The sequence below is a fragment of the Aeromonas sp. S5(2024) genome (assembly GCF_041403025.1).
Classification (GTDB): Bacteria; Pseudomonadota; Gammaproteobacteria; order Enterobacterales; family Aeromonadaceae; genus Aeromonas; species Aeromonas hydrophila.
The window spans coordinates 61,214-80,349 of record NZ_JBGLRI010000009.1; the positions used below are offsets into that span (position 1 = coordinate 61,214).

General features: G+C 62.3%; 19 protein-coding genes. 12 read left to right on the forward strand and 7 right to left on the reverse strand.

Annotated features, from left to right (window positions below):
* Position 1: 1 nt before the first annotated feature.
* Positions 2-1,075, reverse strand: coding sequence for an alanine racemase (alr, locus tag ACB032_RS16785; RefSeq protein WP_371138372.1), 1,074 nt, complete (start codon positions 1,073-1,075; stop codon positions 2-4).
* 309 nt (positions 1,076-1,384) lie between these two features.
* Positions 1,385-2,779: a replicative DNA helicase gene (dnaB, locus tag ACB032_RS16790; protein ID WP_049047755.1), complete on the reverse strand. Its 1,395-nt coding sequence runs from the start codon at positions 2,777-2,779 to the stop codon at positions 1,385-1,387.
* 432 nt (positions 2,780-3,211) lie between these two features.
* Between dnaB and ACB032_RS16795 the strand changes: the two genes are divergently transcribed.
* From ACB032_RS16795 to ACB032_RS16820, 6 genes are all read left to right on the forward strand, one after another.
* A complete protein-coding gene (locus ACB032_RS16795) occupies positions 3,212-4,066 on the forward strand; it encodes a Tim44 domain-containing protein (protein ID WP_029301667.1) in 855 nt (284 codons plus the stop codon).
* A gap of 178 nt (positions 4,067-4,244) precedes the next feature.
* Entirely contained in the window at positions 4,245-5,786 is a 1,542-nt protein-coding gene (locus ACB032_RS16800) for an EAL domain-containing protein (RefSeq protein ID WP_371138373.1), read from the forward strand.
* Positions 5,787-6,018: 232 nt separating this feature from the next.
* The gene (locus tag ACB032_RS16805) at positions 6,019-7,857 is read left to right on the forward strand and encodes a bifunctional UDP-sugar hydrolase/5'-nucleotidase (RefSeq protein WP_042065251.1); all 1,839 of its coding nucleotides are present in this window, start codon (positions 6,019-6,021) and stop codon (positions 7,855-7,857) included.
* An 86-nt stretch (positions 7,858-7,943) separates the two neighbouring features.
* The gene (locus ACB032_RS16810; protein WP_041216416.1) at positions 7,944-8,285 is read left to right on the forward strand and encodes a DUF2956 domain-containing protein; all 342 of its coding nucleotides are present in this window, start codon (positions 7,944-7,946) and stop codon (positions 8,283-8,285) included.
* A gap of 126 nt (positions 8,286-8,411) precedes the next feature.
* On the forward strand, positions 8,412-8,747 hold the full coding sequence (locus ACB032_RS16815) for a hypothetical protein (protein WP_005303968.1): 336 nt from the start codon (positions 8,412-8,414) through the stop codon (positions 8,745-8,747).
* Positions 8,748-8,860: 113 nt separating this feature from the next.
* Positions 8,861-9,730 carry a tetratricopeptide repeat protein gene (locus ACB032_RS16820; RefSeq protein ID WP_371138374.1) on the forward strand — a complete coding sequence of 290 codons (870 nt, stop codon included), beginning with the start codon at positions 8,861-8,863 and terminating at the stop codon, positions 9,728-9,730.
* Between the two features lie 90 nt (positions 9,731-9,820).
* Here the strand turns inward: ACB032_RS16820 and ACB032_RS16825 are convergent, their stop codons facing one another.
* Complete coding sequence (locus ACB032_RS16825) at positions 9,821-11,227, reverse strand: sigma-54 dependent transcriptional regulator (protein WP_029303793.1); 1,407 nt, start codon at positions 11,225-11,227, stop codon at positions 9,821-9,823.
* Between the two features lie 151 nt (positions 11,228-11,378).
* On the reverse strand, positions 11,379-12,185 hold the full coding sequence (gene fkpA / locus ACB032_RS16830; RefSeq protein WP_011704938.1) for an FKBP-type peptidyl-prolyl cis-trans isomerase: 807 nt from the start codon (positions 12,183-12,185) through the stop codon (positions 11,379-11,381).
* A 119-nt stretch (positions 12,186-12,304) separates the two neighbouring features.
* On the opposite strand from fkpA, the gene ACB032_RS16835 reads away from it, so the two are divergent.
* Positions 12,305-13,273 (forward strand): WD40 repeat domain-containing protein, encoded by a 969-nt coding sequence (locus ACB032_RS16835; protein ID WP_024944382.1) that lies wholly within the window; start codon positions 12,305-12,307, stop codon positions 13,271-13,273.
* Between the two features lie 14 nt (positions 13,274-13,287).
* Complete coding sequence (locus ACB032_RS16840; protein WP_011704936.1) at positions 13,288-13,503, forward strand: SlyX family protein; 216 nt, start codon at positions 13,288-13,290, stop codon at positions 13,501-13,503.
* 64 nt (positions 13,504-13,567) lie between these two features.
* Here ACB032_RS16840 and ACB032_RS16845 read toward each other — a convergent pair whose 3' ends face one another.
* Both ACB032_RS16845 and ACB032_RS16850 read right to left on the reverse strand, forming a co-directional pair.
* Positions 13,568-14,206, reverse strand: a complete 639-nt coding sequence (locus tag ACB032_RS16845) for a peptidylprolyl isomerase (protein WP_011704935.1) — start codon at positions 14,204-14,206, stop codon at positions 13,568-13,570.
* A gap of 145 nt (positions 14,207-14,351) precedes the next feature.
* A complete protein-coding gene (locus ACB032_RS16850; protein ID WP_166463306.1) occupies positions 14,352-14,558 on the reverse strand; it encodes a YheV family putative zinc ribbon protein in 207 nt (68 codons plus the stop codon).
* Positions 14,559-14,597: 39 nt separating this feature from the next.
* Here ACB032_RS16850 and ACB032_RS16855 point away from each other — a divergent pair, with 39 nt between their 5' ends.
* From ACB032_RS16855 to ACB032_RS16865, 3 genes are all read left to right on the forward strand, one after another.
* Positions 14,598-15,284 carry a hypothetical protein gene (locus ACB032_RS16855; protein WP_168966332.1) on the forward strand — a complete coding sequence of 229 codons (687 nt, stop codon included), beginning with the start codon at positions 14,598-14,600 and terminating at the stop codon, positions 15,282-15,284.
* Between the two features lie 181 nt (positions 15,285-15,465).
* Complete coding sequence (locus tag ACB032_RS16860) at positions 15,466-16,365, forward strand: chemotaxis protein (protein ID WP_045528148.1); 900 nt, start codon at positions 15,466-15,468, stop codon at positions 16,363-16,365.
* A gap of 67 nt (positions 16,366-16,432) precedes the next feature.
* Complete coding sequence (locus ACB032_RS16865) at positions 16,433-17,416, forward strand: hydrolase (protein WP_282466621.1); 984 nt, start codon at positions 16,433-16,435, stop codon at positions 17,414-17,416.
* Here the strand turns inward: ACB032_RS16865 and ACB032_RS16870 are convergent.
* A complete protein-coding gene (locus ACB032_RS16870; protein ID WP_052359619.1) occupies positions 17,398-18,558 on the reverse strand; it encodes a membrane-associated sensor domain-containing protein in 1,161 nt (386 codons plus the stop codon). The genes ACB032_RS16865 and ACB032_RS16870 overlap by 19 nt on opposite strands.
* Before the next feature lie 83 nt (positions 18,559-18,641).
* On the opposite strand from ACB032_RS16870, the gene ACB032_RS16875 reads away from it, so the two are divergent.
* On the forward strand, positions 18,642-18,884 hold the full coding sequence (locus tag ACB032_RS16875) for a YheU family protein (RefSeq protein ID WP_011704929.1): 243 nt from the start codon (positions 18,642-18,644) through the stop codon (positions 18,882-18,884).
* The last annotated feature ends 252 nt before the right edge of the window (positions 18,885-19,136 follow it).

Here is a 19,136-nt window from a genome sequence, read left to right on the forward strand (position 1 = left end):
CCTAGATGTATTCCATAAAGACCCGGGAGGTAAGCTTGGTAATGAGCTCGTAGGGGATGGTGCCGATCTGGTCCGCCACCCGCTCTACCGGCAGCCCTTCACCCCACAGCACCGCCTCGTCACCGGCCTTGTCGGTGGCGCCGGGGCCGAGATCCACCGTAGTCATGTCCATGGAGACCCGACCCACCAGCGGCACGATGCGGCCGTTGACCAGCACCGGCGTGCCGTTGGGGGCCATGCGCGGATAACCGTCGCCATAGCCGATGGCAATCACCCCGAGCCGGGTATCGCGATCCGACACCCAGTTGGCACCATAGCCCACCGGCTCGCCCGCCTTGTGATCCCGCACTGCAATCAGTTGTGTCTTGAGGGTCATCACCGGCTGCAGGTCGTAATCGGCCGCCACCGTATTGGGGAAAGGGGAGACGCCGTAGAGAATGACGCCGGGGCGGATCCAGTCGCAGTGGGAATCCGGCCAGGCCAGGATGCCCGCCGAGTTGGCCATGGCCCGCTCGCCCAGAAGCGGCGCGGTCAACTTGCTGAACAAGTCGATTTGCTCGCGGGTAGTGGGCTGCTCCAGCTCATCGGAGCGGCTGAAGTGAGTCATGATGTTGAACGGTTGAACCACGTTCTTGCACTTGGCGAGCCGCTCGATAAAGGCAGGCATCTCGTCGGCCCGCACGCCGAGGCGGTGCATGCCGGTGTCGAGTTTGAGCCAGGCCACCACGGGGGCAGGCAGATCCGCCTGCTCCAGCGCTTCGAGCTGCTCCCAGGTGTGCACCGCGGTCTGCAGGTTGTTGGCCGCCAGCACCGGCAGGTCGGCCGCGCTGAAGAAGCCTTCCAGCAGTACGATGGGCTTGACCACGGCGCAGGAGCGCAGCATCAGCGCCTCTTCGATGCGGGCCACTGCGTAGGCATCCGCATCCACCAGGGTGCGGGCGACCGGCAGCAGCCCATGGCCATAGGCGTTGGCCTTGACCACGGCAATGATCTTGCATTGGGGGGCGTGGCGTTTCACCACGGCGAGGTTGTGGCGCAGGGCCGCGGTATTGATTTGGGCGATAGCCGCTTTCATCTGTTTTCCCTTACGAGGGCATGATAACGCGCGAACGCGCCAGGCACCGGAGGGTGTCAGCCCTTAATTGTCATCGTCTAAGGCCGGACCGGCAGAATTGTCGAACCGGGAAAACTGTTTCTGAATACCGGGAGCAGGCTCCCGGCTTACTTAGTAGTCATCATCAAACGCCGGGCCCGCGTAGTTGTCAAAACGCGAGAACTGACCATGGAAGGTGAGACGTACCCGGCCGCATATTGGCACCGTTACGCAGCTTTGCAGCGATGACTCTCACCACTTTCTTTCTCTTCAGGATCGCGCTGACGATGATCAGTAGTCATCATCAAACGCCGGGCCCGCGTAGTTGTCAAAACGCGAGAACTGACCCTGGAAGGTGAGCCGCACTCGCCCTATGGGACCGTTACGCTGCTTGCCGATGATGATCTCGGCGATCCCTTTGTCGGGGCTGTCGTCGTGGTAGACCTCGTCGCGGTAGATGAACATGATCAAGTCCGCATCCTGCTCGATGGAGCCCGATTCCCGCAGATCCGAGTTGACCGGGCGCTTGTCGGCACGCTGTTCCAGGCTTCGGTTGAGCTGGGAGAGCGCCACCACCGGGCACTGCAGCTCTTTCGCCAGCGCCTTGAGGGAGCGGGAGATTTCACCGATTTCCAGAGTACGGTTGTCAGACAGCGCCGGCACCCGCATCAGCTGCAGGTAATCCACCATGATCATGCTGATGCCGCCGTTGTCCCGCGCCACCCGACGGGCACGGGAGCGCACTTCGGTCGGGGTGAGGCCGGAGGAGTCATCGATATACATCTTGCCCTTCTCGAGCAGCAATCCCATGGTGGAGGAGAGACGGGCCCAATCCTCGTCGTCGAGCTGACCGGTCCGCACCTTGGTCTGGTCGATGCGCCCCACCGAGGCGAGCATACGCATGATGATCTGCTCGGAGGGCATCTCGAGGGAGAAGATCAGCACCGGCTTGTCGGCGGTGAGGGCCGCGTGCTCGCACAGGTTCATGGCAAACGTCGTCTTACCCATGGAGGGACGGGCCGCGACGATCACCAGATCCGAGCGCTGCAGGCCGGCGGTCATCTTGTCGAGATCACCGTAACCACTCGCCACCCCGGTCACCCCGTTGTGGGGCGTCTTGAACAGCTCTTCAATCTTGTCGACGGTCTGCTCGAGGATCAGCTTGAGCGGCTGAGGGCCCTCGTTGGCACTGGTGCGCTGCTCGGCGATCTGGAACACCTTGCTCTCGGCCAGGTCCAGCAGATCATTGGAAGTGCGCCCCTGCGGCTCGTAGCCCGCTTCGACTATCTCGTTGGCGACCGAGATCATCTCTCGCACGACCGCCCGCTCACGCACGATCTCGGCGTAGGCACTGATGTTGGCGGCACTCGGGGTGTTCTTGGCGATCTCCACCAGATAGGCGAAGCCACCGGCCTCTTCCAGCTGTTCGGAGCGCTCCAGCTCCTCCTGCAAGGTGATGAGATCGATGGGGTTGCCCGCATTGGAGAGGCGGGTCATGGCCTGGAAGATCAGGCGGTGCGGGCGGCTGTAGAAATCCTTGTCGATCACCCGCTCGGCGACCCGATCCCAGGCCTCGTTGTCCAGCATCAGGCCGCCCAGTACGGACTGTTCGGCCTCAAAAGAGTGGGGAGGTACTTTCAGCTGTTGTGTCTTGGCGTCTTTTTTCGCCGTCACTTGCTCTGCCATACACATAAAAACCGCAGCGGGAAGGGGACGGGAATTTTACAAAAGAAACCCCGTCATCGCGAGTGCAAATGCACGCTATTCACTTCTGTCAGCCACAACCGCCCTCCTGATGGTTGCTGGCGCCGCCTGTCGATGAAATCCGTCTCGCATTCATACAATCATGAAGGGCCAGACCAGGGTCTGATCCTGCGGTTTGGCTCTCGCCTTGTTGCGCAGCTTGCGCTCCTTGCGGCTCGGTCGTCGACTTTTCATGGCCTGTCTCCTCGCAACGCCCCCGATCGGGGCAATCTGTTCATGAATAATTCATGCCAACCATGTTAATCATAGTCGCAAGCTGCAATACAACGAGGGACAGGCAGCCTGCCATGCGCCTCGCTGAGCTTGCCAAAGCAGAGCATGCCCCACCCACTGATGAGAGTGAAAAGAGTCAAAATGAAAAAGATGCTGACCCTGTTTGCCGTGATCCTGGCCATTGGCCTGGGGGCACCCATTGCCGAGGCCAAGAAATTTGGCGGCGGCAAATCCTTTGGCAAGAGCTATAAAACCGCTCCGGCCCAACCGGCCGCCAAACCCGTCGACACCAAGAATCCCACCGTGGGCGCCCAGGCACCCAAGAAGGGCGGCATGATGGGCGGCCTGCTCGGCGGCCTGCTGGCCGGTGGTCTGTTCGCCTACCTGCTGGGCAGCGGCGCCTTCGAAGGTCTGCAAGGGATGGACTTCCTGCTGATCGCCCTGCTGGCACTGGGGGCCGTGTTCCTGATCCGCACCCTGCGCAAGGGCAAGATGGCGGCGCCACAGCAGCAGACAGCCTATGCCGGCTATCAGCCGCCCCAGAGCGCGGCGCCCCAGCAGTTCGAGCAGAACCACAGCGCCCCGCAGGCCACCGGTTTTGCCGACAGCGACGTGCCGTTCCGCCTGCCGCCAGGTTTTGACATGAACGGTTTCCTGGCCGGGGCTCGCGATCACTACCGCACCCTGCAGGAAGCCTGGAACAAAAACGATCTGGAAAAGGTACGCGAGTACGTGAGCCCGGAGCTGTTTGAACAGCTCAAGGCCGAGCGGGCCGAACTCAGCGGTGAACAGCATACCGAAGTGATGTATGTGGACACCCAGCTGGTGCGCGCCGACTACGGCAGCGACTGGGCCCAGGTCAGCGTGCGCTTCAGCGGCCGCTACATGGATCGCCAGGAGCAGGTCGAGGAGGACATCAAGGAGGTGTGGCACCTCGAGCGCAACCTCGCCAAGGACAATGCCCCCTGGCATATCGTCGGCATCGAGCAGCTGTAAACGCGCTTTTCCTGCGATGACAAACAAAGGCGGCCTGCGGGCCGTCTTTGCTTTTTGGCATTTCCAACCCCCTGCGCCCGCCCATGCCGCCCCTTGTACCGGCTATGAGATTGAGGTGTGATTGTGTAGTATGACCGACCTTTTTTTGTTCAATTGACTCTTCATCGAGGCGTGGCCCATGGCTCTTCCTTTTCTGCGTCGCAGCAACATGCCTCGTCTCCTGGCCAGCCTGCTGTGCTGCGCCACCCTGATCCTCATCTCCCTCGTCACCCTCTACTGGCAGACCTGGTCGATGACGCGCCAGCAGGCCCAGACCGCCGCCGAACGCGCCATGACCCAGATCGACAGCGCACTGCACCACTCGACCCTGGCGGCCAAGGCGGCGCTGCCGCTGGCCAGCCGTCCCTGCCGCGAGGTGGCCCGCGAGCTGCGGGTGCTGGTCGCCACCTCCCCCTATGTGCGCTCGGTCAACCTCTCCCGCAACGGTCGCCTCTACTGCTCCTCCATCTTCGACGAGATCGATCTCAAAGACCGGCTGCAGAACAGCCAGCACGAGCTGCTCAGACTGGAGGCGGTCACCCGGCTCGGACGTAAACCGTCGCTGCTGTTCTACCACCTGAGCGAAGGGGATCATGCGGTGGTGGTCGCCATCAACCCCTATCATCTGAGCAAGCCGTTGCAGTGGCACCTCGCCGGGCCCCACAGCTGGGTGCAGATAGGCCAGCAGTGGCTCGACCTGCAGGGCAAGGTGCACGATGGCCAACCGCCCAGGCTGCGAGGCTTCAACTACCGGCTCGACTCGACTACGTTCGGCTACAGCCTGAACCAGGGGTTCCCGCTGAGTGCCGTGCTGGCCATGACCCTGCAAAAGCAGGGCAGCATGGTGCTGCTGATCCTGGCCCTCGGGGGGCTGGCCGGCCTCGCCACCTACCGCTGGTGGAGCCATATCTCGACCCCGACCCAGGAGCTCAGGCGCGCCATCATCAAGCAGGAGTTCGTGCCCTATCTGCAGCCCATCGTCGTCAGCCAGAACGGCCAACTGCATGGCTGCGAGGTATTGATGCGCTGGCAGCATCACCGCCAGGGGCTGATCCGGCCGGATCTCTTCATTCCGCTGGCGGAGGAGAGCGGACTCATCATCCTGATGACCCAGACCCTGATGCAGCAGGTGCGGCTGCAGTTTGCCCCCCATGCGGCGGCGCTGCCGCCCCGCTTCCACTTCAGCTTCAACATCTGTGCCCGCCACTGCCAGCAGCTGAGCCTGCTGGATGACTGCCGCAGCTTTCTCGCCGCCTTCACCGCCAACCCGATCACCCTGGTGCTGGAGCTGACCGAGCGCGAGCTCATCACTCCCAACCACCTCACCGAGCGGCTGTTTGAGGAGTTGCGGCAGATGGGGGTCAGGATCGGGCTGGACGACTTTGGCACCGGCCATTCCAGCCTCACCTATCTGCAGCAGTTTCACGTGGACTATCTCAAGATCGATCAGAGCTTCGTCGCCATGATCGGCACCAACGCCCTCTCCCGTCATATTCTTGACAGCACCATCAGCCTGGCGACCCGGCTTGGGCTGCAAACCATCGCCGAAGGGGTCGAGACCCAGGAGCAGGCCGACTTTCTGGTCGAGCGGCAGGTCGATTACCTGCAGGGCTACCTGTATGGCCGCCCGCTCACCCCACAGCAATTTCTGCAGCAGCTGAGCCCCACTCCCGCACCTTGAAGCGTCCCTGACACCAATGGGGTTGCATTGACACCCATGCTGGCGGAAAATCCCCGCCGCGCCTTCCCCTGCTCTGCCAAATAGAGCAAACGTTTACTTGCTTTATTAATGTGCAGTAGCTCAAAGGAATCAGCTCTGTTTATTTCCAATTATTACTTTTTGCCTAGAATCGCCACACTCCTGTCATGCAGGAACGATATACAGGACTATAACAACAAGAGGAATATTACCGATGAAGAAGACGCTACTGGCCGTCACCGTCTCTATTACCCTGTTCGGGCTGACCGCCTGCAATTCAGAAAACAGCAGCAAGGAACATATTCCGCTGGATCTGACCATTGCCCACATCAATGATACCCACGCCCACCTCGACCCGACCGAAAATGCGCTGGCGATCCAGCCCACCGGCCAGGAGCTGTTCAAGTTCAACGCCAAGCTGGGCGGCTATCCGCGCCTGAAGTTCAAGCTGGACGAGCTGCGCAGCCAGGCCGCCAACGAGGGCCGCAACTTCATGGTGCTCAACGGTGGCGACGCCTTCCAGGGCACCCTCTATTTCACCCAGTTCAAGGGTGAAGAGGAGTCCCGGCTGCTCTCCGACATGGGTATCGATGCCATGGTGCTCGGCAACCACGAATTCGATCTGGGCAACCAGGCTATTAAAGACTTTGTCTCACGGGTGAATTTCCCGGTATTGGCTTCCAATATGGTGAAATCCAGTAGCGCCACCCTGAAGGACAGTGAAAATATTCACGAATATGTCATTAAGGAAGTCAATGGCGAGAGCGTGGGTATTTTCGGGCTGGTGCTGGAAAATATGCATGACATCTCCTCGCCGGATACCGACACCAAATTCCTGCCGATGATTGAGACCGCCCAGAAAATGGTCGATACCCTCAAATCCAAGGGTGCCAACAAGATCATCATGGTCACCCATATCGGCCTGCAAAATGACCAGGCGGTCGCCAAGGCCGTCAACGGCATCGACCTGATCGTCGGCGGTCACTCCCAGACCTTCCTCGGCGACATCACCGAGCTCAACAGCATCGGCTACACCGCCCACAACCAGAACCCGGCCGACGACAATACCTATGCACAGATCGTCAGCAACCCGGACGGCGGCAAGACCTGTATCGTGCAGGCCGGTGAATGGGCCAAGGGCTACGGCCTGGTCAACGTCTCCCTCAGCAAGGAAGGCCAGCTCACCAAGTGTGAGGGCCGCAACACCCTGATGACCGGCGATGACTTCACCAAGGAAGTCGCCAAGAAGAAAGTGCCGCTCAGCGGCACCGAGCAGACCAACGTGGTCGACTTCATCAACAAGTCCCCGGTCATCGAGATCGTGCCGGAAGACACCGCCATGCGCGATGTGATCGACACCGAGTACAAGCCGGCCGTGGCCGAGCTCGAAGCCAAGATCATCGCCGACGTGCCGACCAAGCTGACCCACGTGCGCGTGCCGACCACCCCGGACGGCGCCGGCCTCATCGATCCCCTGGTGGCCGAGTCGCTCTACTGGAAGCTCAACAAGCTCAACACCAAGGTCGACTTCACCATCCAGAACGCCGGTGGCGTGCGCGCCGACGTGAACGCAGGCCCGCTCTCGGTCGGTTACGTGATGGGTACCCTGCTGCCGTTTGGCAACAAGATCGCCGCCTTCAACCTCAAGGGCAAGGACGTTCGGGCCACCCTGGAGTACGCCGTTGACTACTCCATCGGTCTGGAGACCGGGATCGCCGCCTCCAGCGGTGCCTTCCCCTACGTCGGCCACCTGAGCTACACCTACGACGGCAAGCTGGCCAAGGGCTCCCGCATCACCAAGCTGGAACTGCTGGACGCCAACGGCCAGTGGCAGCCGCTGGATGACGAGAAGGTGTACCGCGTCGGTGCCAACACCTACATCGCTTCCGGCAAGGATGGCTACAACGGCCTGCTCAAGCGTGAAGAGCTGCCCAACAAGGGTGACTACGTCGACTCCGGCGTCGGTGAGAACGAGATGTTCATGGAGTATGCCGAGTCCCAGGGCACCCTCAACCCGCTGCCCTACGCGACCGTGACCTACTACAAGCCCTGATCCGGCTCATAAGCTGTTGCAACGGCGCCTGAGGGCGCCGTTTTTATGGCATACTCCCCGCCAATCGATGCCGAGGAGACCCTTTGATGGCGAAGTACGACAAGATTTCCCCCGAGACCCAGCAGGAGGCAATGAAAATTGCCCGTGCCAACCAGAAGCCGGGGCAGACCAAGGAGCAGACCCAGCTGATCGCGCAGGGGATCCAGAAAGGCATAGACGAATACAAGAAACAGATGAAGGTGCGGGCCCGCGAGGCCAGCCGTCAGAAAAAACTGCAGGCCAAGGCCAAACAGTCCCACACAGCGCCACAGGATGAGGAACCAGACGACATCGTCGAGCTGGTCGAAGTTTCCCGCCAGCATCCCCTTCCCTGGCTGTTGCTGGCAATCAGCTGGCTGGGCTTTGCCGCCTGGTTCTGGCTGCGCTGAAGCCCAGGCCAACAAACCTTTGCCCGGGATCTGCTTCACAGCCCGGGCCCTTGTGGCTGGTCATCCCCGCCTCGGGCTGATTAAATCCCGCCACTGCTGCTCACGCCTTTTTTCAGGATACCCGTTATGAACCCGGCTCCACTCTACCTGCTGGCACCCCTGGTGCTGTTTATCGTGACCCTGCTGCTCTATCGCATCTCGCCGCTGCGCGCCGTTGCGGCCGGCAGCGCCCGCTGGTTTATTCTGCCGGCCTTCACCCTCTTCATCCTGCTCATCATCATCAATGGTGCGGCAGACCCCAGCCTGCGCAACCCGGCCTTTCACTGGCTGATGCCGGGGCTGGGCTTCGCCCTCAGCCTGTTCCCGGCCCTGCCCAAGGCGCTGGTGCCGCGCCTCGCCATCAAGGAGGGAGCCTTCGCCGCCCTCGGCCTGATGCTGATGAGCCTGGCCATGGTCTACTGACCGGCTCACCACTGATGCAAACATGACTCAAGGGGCACTCTGTGACGGGGGCCCCTTGTACAAACAATGGCCTGCAGGCATCTTGGGGGGAGGATAGCCAGCAAGGAGGCCAAATGGACAATCCGCCCGATTTCATGACGCAGTGGGATTATCGGGATCCCGCCGCCAGCGCCCTGCGTTTTCATGCCCTGTTGCCCAAGGCGCGCGCCGCCGCCGATCTGCAGTACGAACTGGAACTGCTCACCCAGATAGCCCGCACCCATTCGCTGCAACGCCAGTTTGCACAGGCGCACCAGCTGCTCGACGAGATAGAACCCCGCCTCACCGACGCCACCCCGCGAGCCCGCCTGCGCGCCCTGCTGGAGCGTGGCCGCACCTTCAACTCCGCCGGCGACAAGGCCAGCGCCAAGACGCTGTTTGAGCAGGCCTGGCAGCTGGGGCTCAAGCACAAGGAGCTCTCTCTCGCCATCGACGCCGCCCACATGATCGCCATCGCCGCCCCGCTGGAAGAGCAGAGCCGCTGGCATCAGCTGGCGATGGAGCTGGCCGAGCGCAGTACCGATCAAAAGGTGCGCGGCTGGCTCGCCACCCTCTACAACAACCAGGGCTGGACCCTGTTCGAGCTGGGTCGTTTCGATGAGGCCAGAGGCTTCCAGCAAAAATGTCTGGCCTGGCACGAGCAGCACAACAACCAGGCCAAGGCGTTTATCGCCCGCTGGAGTCTGGCCCGTCTGCTGCGGGCCCAGGGGCAGCACGAACAGGCGCTGGCCGACCTGATGCAGCTGAAGGGTGATATGGCGGCCGCCGGAGTGGCGGAAGATGGCTATCTGTTCGAGGAGCTGGGGGAGAATGCGCTGGTACTGGATGATCCGACTGCGGCCGAATACTTCTCCCGCGCCTGGTTCCTGCTCTCGCAGGATCGCTGGCTCAAGGCCAACGAGGCAGAGCGGCTGGCCCGCCTCAAGCTCTTGGCCAAGCTCTAGCAAGCGACCGCCACAAACGCAGCGGGGCGACCAATCGGCCGCCCCGCACATTTTATTCCCCGGGAGGGGTTCACCCTCCCGACGCCGACCTCACGCCAGACTCGCCTCTTCCCAGCCCTGTTTCTTGCGATAGATGGTGGAAGGGCTTATCTCCAGCAGCGCCGCCGCCTTGGGGATGTTGCCGTCACAGCTGGCGATGGCCTGCTCTATGGTCTCTTTTTCCACCAGCCAGAGCGGGCGGATCGGGGCGTTGGTCGCCACCACGGCACCGCTGCCGGTCGCGGCCGCCGCGGGGATCGCCGCCAGCAGGCTGGCACGGCTGCCGTTGAGCGGGGGCGGCAAGATGTCGGGGCTCACCAGCTCGCGATCGTTGAGCACCACTATGTTGCGCACCACGTTCTGCAGCTCGCGCACGTTGCCGGGCCAGGGGTAATCGAGCAGCACCCGCGCCGCCTCGGCATCGAAATCCTTGAAGCGCTTGTTCTCTTCCTTGGCATAGCTCTGCAGCAGGGTTCGCGCCAGCAGCAGTATGTCCTCGCCCCGCTCGCGCAGCGGCGGCAGGCTGAGGGGGATGACGTGCAACCGGTAGTAGAGATCCTCGCGAAAACGCCCCGCCTTCACCTCCAGCAGGGGATCGCGGTTGGTGGCGCAGACGAAGCGCACATCGACCGTCTCCAGCTTGCCGCTGCCGACCCGCTGCAGGGTACCGGTCTGGATGAAGCGCAGCAGCTTGCTCTGCAGGTCGAGATCCATCTCGCAGATCTCGTCCAGAAACAGGGTGCCGCCATCCGCCAGGCTGGCCGCCCCCTTGCGATCCCCCTGCGCACCGGTGAACGACCCCTTCACGTGACCGAAGATCTCGCTCTCCATCAGATCGTGGGGAATGGCGGCGCAGTTGAGGGCGATGAAGGGCTGCTCGCGACGGGGGCTGCACTGGTGGATGGCCTCGGCGCACACCTCCTTGCCGGTGCCGCTCTCGCCGGTGATAAACACGGTCGCCTTGCTCGGCGCCGCGCTCTCGATGATGCGATAGACCGCCTGCATCGGCATGGAGGCGCCGATGAAGCCGGCAAACGAGCTGCGCTCGAAGTTCTCCCGATACTGGGCCACCAGCGAGCTGAGCTGCTGGTGCTTGAGGGCATTGCGCGCGGTGGCGCACAGCCGCTTGCCGTCGAACGGCTTGGTCAGGAAGTCGAAAGCGCCGAGCCGCATCGCCTCCACCGCCACGTCCACCGAGCCGTGGGCGGTGATCACCACCACCGAGCAGGGCAGCTGCTGTTCGGTGATCTGCTGCAGGATGTCCATGCCGGACATGTCGGGCAGCTCGAGATCCAGCAGCACCACCGGTGGCGGGCTGCTCAGCAGCTGCGCCAATGCCTGCTGGCCGCAATCGGCCCGCAGCACCTCGTAGCCATCCTGGGCCAGATACTGTTCATAGACCACCGCCAGACTGCGGGTATCTTCCACCAACAGGACTCGAGGTTTGCTTTCAGCCACGGGAGCCATCCTTGCAATTGATTTTGTTGTCTATTTCGGGTGTCGTTCGCCATGTTAGCACAGTTGGCGATACTCTCTTTTATCCCGCCATTCGGGCGGAGTTACAAGTAAAAACGGCTCCCTAAGGAGCCGTTTTTTCAACGTTTTCCGCTTACTTCTTGGCGTTGTCGCCATCGGCAGCCGGCTTCTCGATAGCCAGCAGCTCAACGTCGAATACCAGCACAGCATTGGCCGGGATGGAGCCCGCACCGTGCTCGCCGTAGGCCAGCTTGGACGGCAGGAAGAACTTGAACTTGGAACCGACCGGCATCAGCTGCACGCCTTCGGTCCAGCCCGGGATCACCTGGTTGAGCGGGAAGGTGGCCGGCTCGCCGCGATCGACGGAGCTGTCGAACTTGGTGCCATCGGTCAGGGTACCGGTGTAGTGGACCTTGACGATGTCGGTGGCCTTCGGCTTGGCGCCGGTACCCATCTTCTCGACCTGGTATTGCAGGCCGGATTCGGTGCTCTTCACGCCCTCTTTCTTGGCGTTGGCAGCCAGGTACTCTTCACCCTTCTTCTGGTTTTCCACGGCATCCTTGTCAGCCTTGGCCTTGGTCAACTCGTTGATCTTGGCGTCGTACTGCTGCAGAACCTTCTGGATCTCCTCGTCGGTCATCTTGGCTTCTTTGCCCAGACCGTCGGTCACACCCTTGAGGATGACGCTGTTGTCCAGCTTGATGCCGAGTTCCTGCTGACGTTCCAGGGTATTGGCGATATAACGACCCATGGAGAGGCCAATTGCATAGCCGGATTGCTCTTCAAAGCTCTTGGCTTCAGCCTTGGGGGCCTCTGCCGGCTTGCTGGCTTCTGCCTTGACCTCTGCGGTATTCGCAGCAGTCTTCTCGTCTTTTTGGCAAGCAGTCAGACTCACGGCAACTGCCGCGGCCAACAGGGACACCTTCAGAAAATTGTTCATCAGTTTCTCCAAAACTCTAAATACCGCTCTCGGTTCCTTCGTGAAATGAGAGGTTTATCGTGATAAGCGCCTTATACTAACGCCGTGATCGCAGGTAACGAAAGCATGAGACAGGAAAAATGATAAAAAGTGCCATTTATCTCGTCGCGATTTGCCTGATACTGACAGGCTGCGAACAGAGCTCATCGCCGGACCGACAACTGACCCTCGCCAACCAGGGGCTGCTGAGCGCCGATCTGGCCAGCGACGGCAAGCAGGCCATCGTCTCCAGCCTGAGCCAGGGCACTGTGGTGTGGGATCTGGAACAGGGCAAGGAGCGCTGGCGCTGGCGCCAGTCCGACAATCCGGACAACTTCATCATCATCACCCGTTTCTCGGCGGACGACAGCCACGCCGTGACGGCCACCCCCGACAGCTTCGGGATCTGGCGCCTGCAGGATGGCCAGTCGCAAGGCTACTATTCGCTTCCTGAATCCAGGCTGAGAGACATCGCCCTGTCGGCCGACGGTCGCCAGGTGCTGATCGGCCGGGAAGACGGCAAGGCGGAAGTGGTGGATACCCGCACCGGCCGCCGGCTGCAGTTTCTCGGCCACACCGAGCAGGTCAACACGGTGGATCTCTCCCCCAATGGCCGTTACGCCCTCACCGGCGGCAACGACTACAGCGCCTACCTGTGGGATACCCGCTCAGGCCAGGTAGTGTGGCGCTTCAACCACGCCGGTCGGGTGGTGCTGGCCCGGCTCGACCCGAGCGGACGGCTCGCCTTCACCGCCGACAGCCGCCAGGCCAGCATCTGGGATCTGACAACCGGCAAGGAGCTGAGCCGGTTGCAGTTCGATCACCGCTTCGAGGTCTACACCGCGGCGCGTTTTGCCAACGACGGCAAGTGGCTCATCACCGGCGCCCCCTCCCGCCAGCTCTCCCTGTGGCAGGTGAGCGACGGCAGCCTGCTGCAGAGCTGGCGCGTCTCGCCCCATCCCAGGGTGAAACCGCCGAGCGCAGTGGTCTACGGCGTGGCTTTGCGCGACAATAGCCACCTTGTCAGCGCCAGCTCCAGCGGCCTGGCCGAAATCTGGACTATCAAGTAAGGACCAAAAGGCCCATGAGTCAGCAATTAAACGATCGCCTCGAAACCCTGGAAAGCCGCCTCGCCTTCGCCGAATACACGGTGGAGCAGCTCAACGACGAGGTCACCACCCAGGGCCGCGAGCTGGATCGACTCAAGCATCAGATCCAGCTGCTGGTGGACAAGCTGCAGAGCGTGCAGCCGAGCCAGATCGCCAGCATGGCCGAAGAGACCCCGCCACCGCACTACTGATGAGTGCCAGCCATAAAAAAACCCGCGCCAGGCGCGGGTTTTTTTATCATCGGCAATGCCGTGATCAGTGCTGATGGCCCTTGCCACCGCAACCGCCGCCACCGCAGCAGCCGCCGTGACCGTGGTCGTCGCCGTGGTCATGACCGTGATCGTGGCCGTGATGACCACCACCGCAGCAACCGCCGTGCTCGTGACCGTGGTCGTGATCATGGTCGTGGCCATGATCGTGACCGCAACCACCGGCACCATGAACGTGGCCGTGGGCCAGCTCTTCGGCAGTGGCGGCGCGCACGTCCTTGATCTCGACCTTGAAGCCCAGGGTCACGCCAGCCAGCGGATGGTTGCCATCCACCTTGACGAACTCTTCGGACACTTCGATCACGGTCACCGGGCGGTGGCCGTCGTCAGTCTCGGCCACAAAAGTATCCCCTTCAGACACTTCCATGCCGTCGAACAGCTCGCCGGGCACTTCCTGCACCAGGTTCTCGTCGTACTGGCCATAGGCCTGCTCCGGCGTCAGGGTGACGTCGAACGCCTCGCCCACGCTGCGACCTTCCAGCTCGGCTTCGAGGCCGGAGACCAGATAACGGGTACCGTGCAGATACACCAGAGGCTCTTTACCGACAGTGGTGTCGATGACTTCACCGTGTTCGTCGGTGACCGTGTATTCCAGCGTAACCACGCTCAGGGGAGCTACTTTCATGTCAGGGATCCTGCGGATAGAAAAAAACGGGCCCAGAATACCTCAAAAAGGCAGACAAGCATATGGTCGGCCCGGTTTCAGCATGATGAAAAAGTCATCAACAGCCACCAGCCTGACCGGCGCGCCATCACCTTGAGGCCGGCACTCACTCGGGACGAAACACGCCGATTACCTGTTCCGTCTCCCGGGTCACCTTGTCCACCTCGACCTGGGTCTGTACCTGGGTATCCCCGCACTCGACACAGGTCACCTTCTCGACTCCATGCTCCATATACAGCATCATGGTGTCCATTTTGCCGCACGCCGGGCAGACAGCACCGGCAATGAAGCGTTTTTTACGTCTGGTTTCCATTTTCGTTACCTCCAGGCAGCATCATATCAGGGTTTTTACATGCATCACGCCATCGAATATCAGCATTTTTCCACTTCGCATCTGCAAGTCGGTGCCCGCAAGCGCGTGCCGGTGGGCCAGCTGCTGCGGATCACCCGGGGCGCGGCGCTGCTGCGACTCGGCGCCCATGAGTGGCTGATGCCGACGGGAAGCCACTTCTGGCTCTGTGCCGATGCCCTGGCCGCATTCACTCCGCTGGCGGGCTGCCAGCATGATCTGCTGACCTGCTCGGTACGCGTGGAGCAGCCAGAGCGGGCGGGTTGGCTGCAGCCCACCCCGCTGCTGGCGGCGCTGCTCGACGGCCTGGCCCAGTGGCAGCGCCCCCGCGACTGGCAAGGTGCCTACGGTCACCGCTTGCAGGTAATTCTCGACGAGCTGCCGGCCTGTCCCATTGCCTCCCAGCCAGACCATGCCCTGCAGGCCGCCTGGCAGGCGCTGGCAAACGGTCAGGAGGGCAGCGATGCGGCATGGCAGCAATGTCTGGCGCAGCATGGCCTCAGCGACCCGGCACTGGCGGGCGACGCACTGCGCGCTCAGTGGCAGCTGCTGCAGGCGGTACGGCTGCTCAAGAGCGGCAGCCAACGCGCCCAGGTGGTGAACAAGCTGGGTTATGGGGATGAAGCCGCGCTCACCCACGCCTGCCAGCAGTGGCTCGGCACCCCGCTGGAGGCGTTGCAGGCGCGCTGAATGCCCCGCCCATGAGGGCCCCAGGCAGTGCGCACAGATGCGGATTGCGGCAATAAATGGATGAAATGAGTCCAGTTTTGCGGCCAATGGTCGTTAATAACCACAAGGCCATTTCTTCTATAATCCTTTATGCTAGGGGCCTGAATTGACTGATACCGTTTTGACTCACAGGACATCTGCCATGAAAAGCAAGGCCAACCAATCCCAGGGCATGTTGCTGTTTCATCTCTCGGCCAAGCAATCCTTCGCCATCGGCACCCTCAAGGTGAAAGAGATAGTGCCTTACACCCAGCTGACGGCCATGCCGCACTCGCACCCGACCGTGCTCGGCGCCGCCAGCATGCGTGGCACCACCATCCCGGTGATCGACATGGCCATGGCGGTGGGTTATCGCCCGATCAGCAAGGAAGAGATGCCGCACTGCTTCATCATCATCACCGACTGCCGCCGCACCCTGGTGGGCTTTCTAGTGCGCGGCATCGACAAGATCACCGAGTGCAACTGGCGCGACATCGAGCCGCCGCCCGCCACCCTCGGCCACAACGTGTTCGTCACCGGCGTGACCCGGGTCAATGACCAGCTGATCCAGCTGCTGGACGTGGAGCTGATCCTCTCTCGCGTCTATCCGGACGATCCCAGCCATCTCTACCCGGTGCTGACCGACGTGCAGCGGGAGCGGATCAAGCCGATGCGGATCCTGCTGGTGGATGACTCCTCGGTCGCCCGTCGTCAGCTGATGGCGGCGCTGGACTACATCAACATTCCCTACGAGGTGTGCACCAACGGCAAGGATGCGCTGACCCTGATGCAGACCCGCGCCGGCCAGAAGACCCCCATCGACATCCTGGTGAGCGACATCGAGATGCCGGGGCTCGACGGCTATGAGCTGGCCTTCGAGGTGCAGAGCGACGCCAAACTAGCGGGCGCCTACATCATCCTGCACACCTCGCTCTCCAGCGAGATCAGCGTGGAGCGGGCCCATCAGGTGGGCGCTCACGAGGCGCTGACCAAGTTTGAAGCCAACGAACTGATCCAGGCCATGCTGCGCGGTGCCGAGCACCACGACAGCCTGCCGGCCTGATCCCGACAGCGAGAAGCCCGGCTTCTCGCCGTTGCCTTTTCTGTCCCTGTCACCCCGCGGACCCAGCATGCTGATCGAAAGCCACTTCCACGCCCCCTGGTGGGCGCGCAATCCCCATCTGCAAACCATTTTGCCCAAGTGGCTGCGCCGGCAACCGGCCCGCTTCGTGGCGGAGCGCTTCGAGCTGGCGGACGGCGACTTCGTCGATCTCGCCTGGAGCGGCGAGATCAGCCGGGATGAGCGGCCGCTCATCGTGCTGTTTCACGGGCTGGAGGGGAGCATTCACTCCCACTACGCCAAGGGACTGTTCGCTCACCTGCAACGCCAAGGCAACGAGGCGGTACTGATGCACTTTCGCGGCTGCAGCGGCGAACCGAACCGGCTGCTGCAGGCCTATCACTCCGGCGCCATCGAGGATGCCCAGGCGTTGATCGCCGAGCTGGGCCGCCGCTTTCCCGGCAAACCGCTCATCGCCATCGGCTATTCGCTGGGGGGCAACATGCTGGTCAATCTGCTGGCACGCGCCTGCCCGAGCGAGCTGACGGCGGCGGTGGTGATCTCGGCACCGCTGCGGCTGGACAGCTGCGCCGATCGGGTTAATCAGGGCTTCTCGCGGGTTTATCAGAGCTATCTGCTGCGCACCATGCGCCACAACCTGCAGCAGAAGATCCAGCGGCAGGCGGCGGCCGGCACCCGCTGGCAGCCACAGCAGGTGCGCGCCATCGCCACCCTGCGCGACTTCGATGAGCAGGTCACGGCGCCGCTGCACGGTTTTGACAGTGCCGATCACTACTATCAGCGCTGCTCGGGCCTGGGCATGCTGGCACGGATCCCCATCCCCACTCTGGTGATCCACGCCGCCGACGATCCCTTCATGACTGAGGCGGTGATCCCGCAGGCGGAGCAGCTCTCACCCATGGTGCGCTACGAGCTGAGCCGCCAGGGCGGCCACGTGGGCTTCCTGCACGGTACGCCCTGGCGACCGCGGTTCTGGCTGGAAGAGCGGATCAGCCAGTGGCTGCGGGAGCAGACTCAGGGGGCGAGCCGGTAGCCGTTGCGGCCAGCCTCCTTGACCTGATAGAGCGCCTCGTCGGCGCGCACCAGCATGTCGGCGATGCCATCCTGCCCCCCGTGCCACAGGGCGATGCCCTGGCTCACGGTGACCCGATCCGACACCTCCGACTGCGCATGAAGGATGCCTCGCCCGGCCAGCGCGGCGGCAATGCGTTTGGCGATGGCGCTGGCGGCCAGCGCATCGGCACCGGGCAGCAACAGCACGAACTCCTCCCCACCATAGCGGGCCACCACGTCGGCCGGCTGGCGAATGGCCTCGCGCAGGCAGTCGGCCACCGCGATCAGGCAGTTGTCCCCCTGCAGATGGCCGTAGTGATCGTTGAAGCGTTTGAAGAAGTCCACGTCCAGCAGCAGGATGGCAAACTCGCCGTGCTGCTCTCTCGCCTCCTGCAGGATCTGCTCGCCGACGTTGTCGAAGTGGCGCCGGTTGGCCAGCCCGGTCAGCGGATCCCGCTTGGCCATGGCATCGAGCTGGCGGGCTAGGGTCAGGTTCTCGTGCTCACGGGACACCGCCAGTTCGAACCAGCCGTTGAGCATGCGCCTGCCCGTCTCCAGCATGATGATGAGGCAGCCCACCGCCATCCAGTGCACCGCCGGAAACGGCACCTTGACCAGCAGCGCCTCCAGCAGCAGAAACAGCAGCGGCGGTGTGCTGAAGCAGTAGAACAGCCGCACCTCGCAATAGAGCGCCACCAGCGCCGTCATCAGCAACATGCTGATGAGATCGAACGCCAGGCTGAAACCGCCTCTCAGCTCCACCAGGGCGATGGCGTAGCCGAGCAGCGCCCAGCCAATCCCCCACAGCAGGGCGCCGGCACGCAGGCAGGGCTGCCAGATGGCGGGGGGCTGGCGGGAGAGCCAGTGCCAGAACAGCGGAAACGACAGGCAGGCCAGCGTCATCAGCACCAGCTGCCCCTCATAGCTCCAGGGCAATACCCGGGCCACCACCAGATGGGCGTCCTGATAGACATAGAAGCGCGCCAGCAGGAACAGGATCGCCAGCTGGTTGACGGCCCAGAACCAGCGCAACCCCTTGCTCAGGGCGTGGCGGCGAGACTCGTACAGATGATGATCGAGGTGGCTGGAGAGACGACGTTGTTCATCAGAGAGCATGTTCATACCTGCTTGCTGCCATATAAATCCCTTGCGCTTGCTGCCGACAGATAGACAATACCCGCTCTCTGGTAACGGAAGATGAAACCATGATTATCCCCTGGCAAGAGCTGGATGCAGACACCCTCAACAACCTGCTCGAGCACTTCGTGCTGCAAGAGGGCACCGAGTACGGCGAACATGATGTCAGTCTGGCCGACAAGGTCGCCGATGTCAGGACACAGCTGCAGCAGGGGCTGGCCGTGATCGTTTACAGCGAGCTGCACGAAAGCGTGAACATAGTGCCCAAGGCGACCCTCGACCGGGCTCAGGTGGACGATATACCGGAATAGCCGGCCCATTGCCATCCCGATCTGGGTCTTGCCAGCCGGGCCGACACGATGGCGGCACGAACCCGACAGTTCCCGCCGGGCTGGCGCGTCCCTTTCAGAAAATAAAAATGGCCCTCCGCACTGGCGGAGGGCCATTTTTATTGTGAGCAGAGTGAGCTCTGCCGGATGTTGTGCATTGATTGGTGCCCCGCGGCAATATGCTGCGGGGAAATAGGCCATATCAATACCGGTTTAATTAATAGTGGCGAGCCA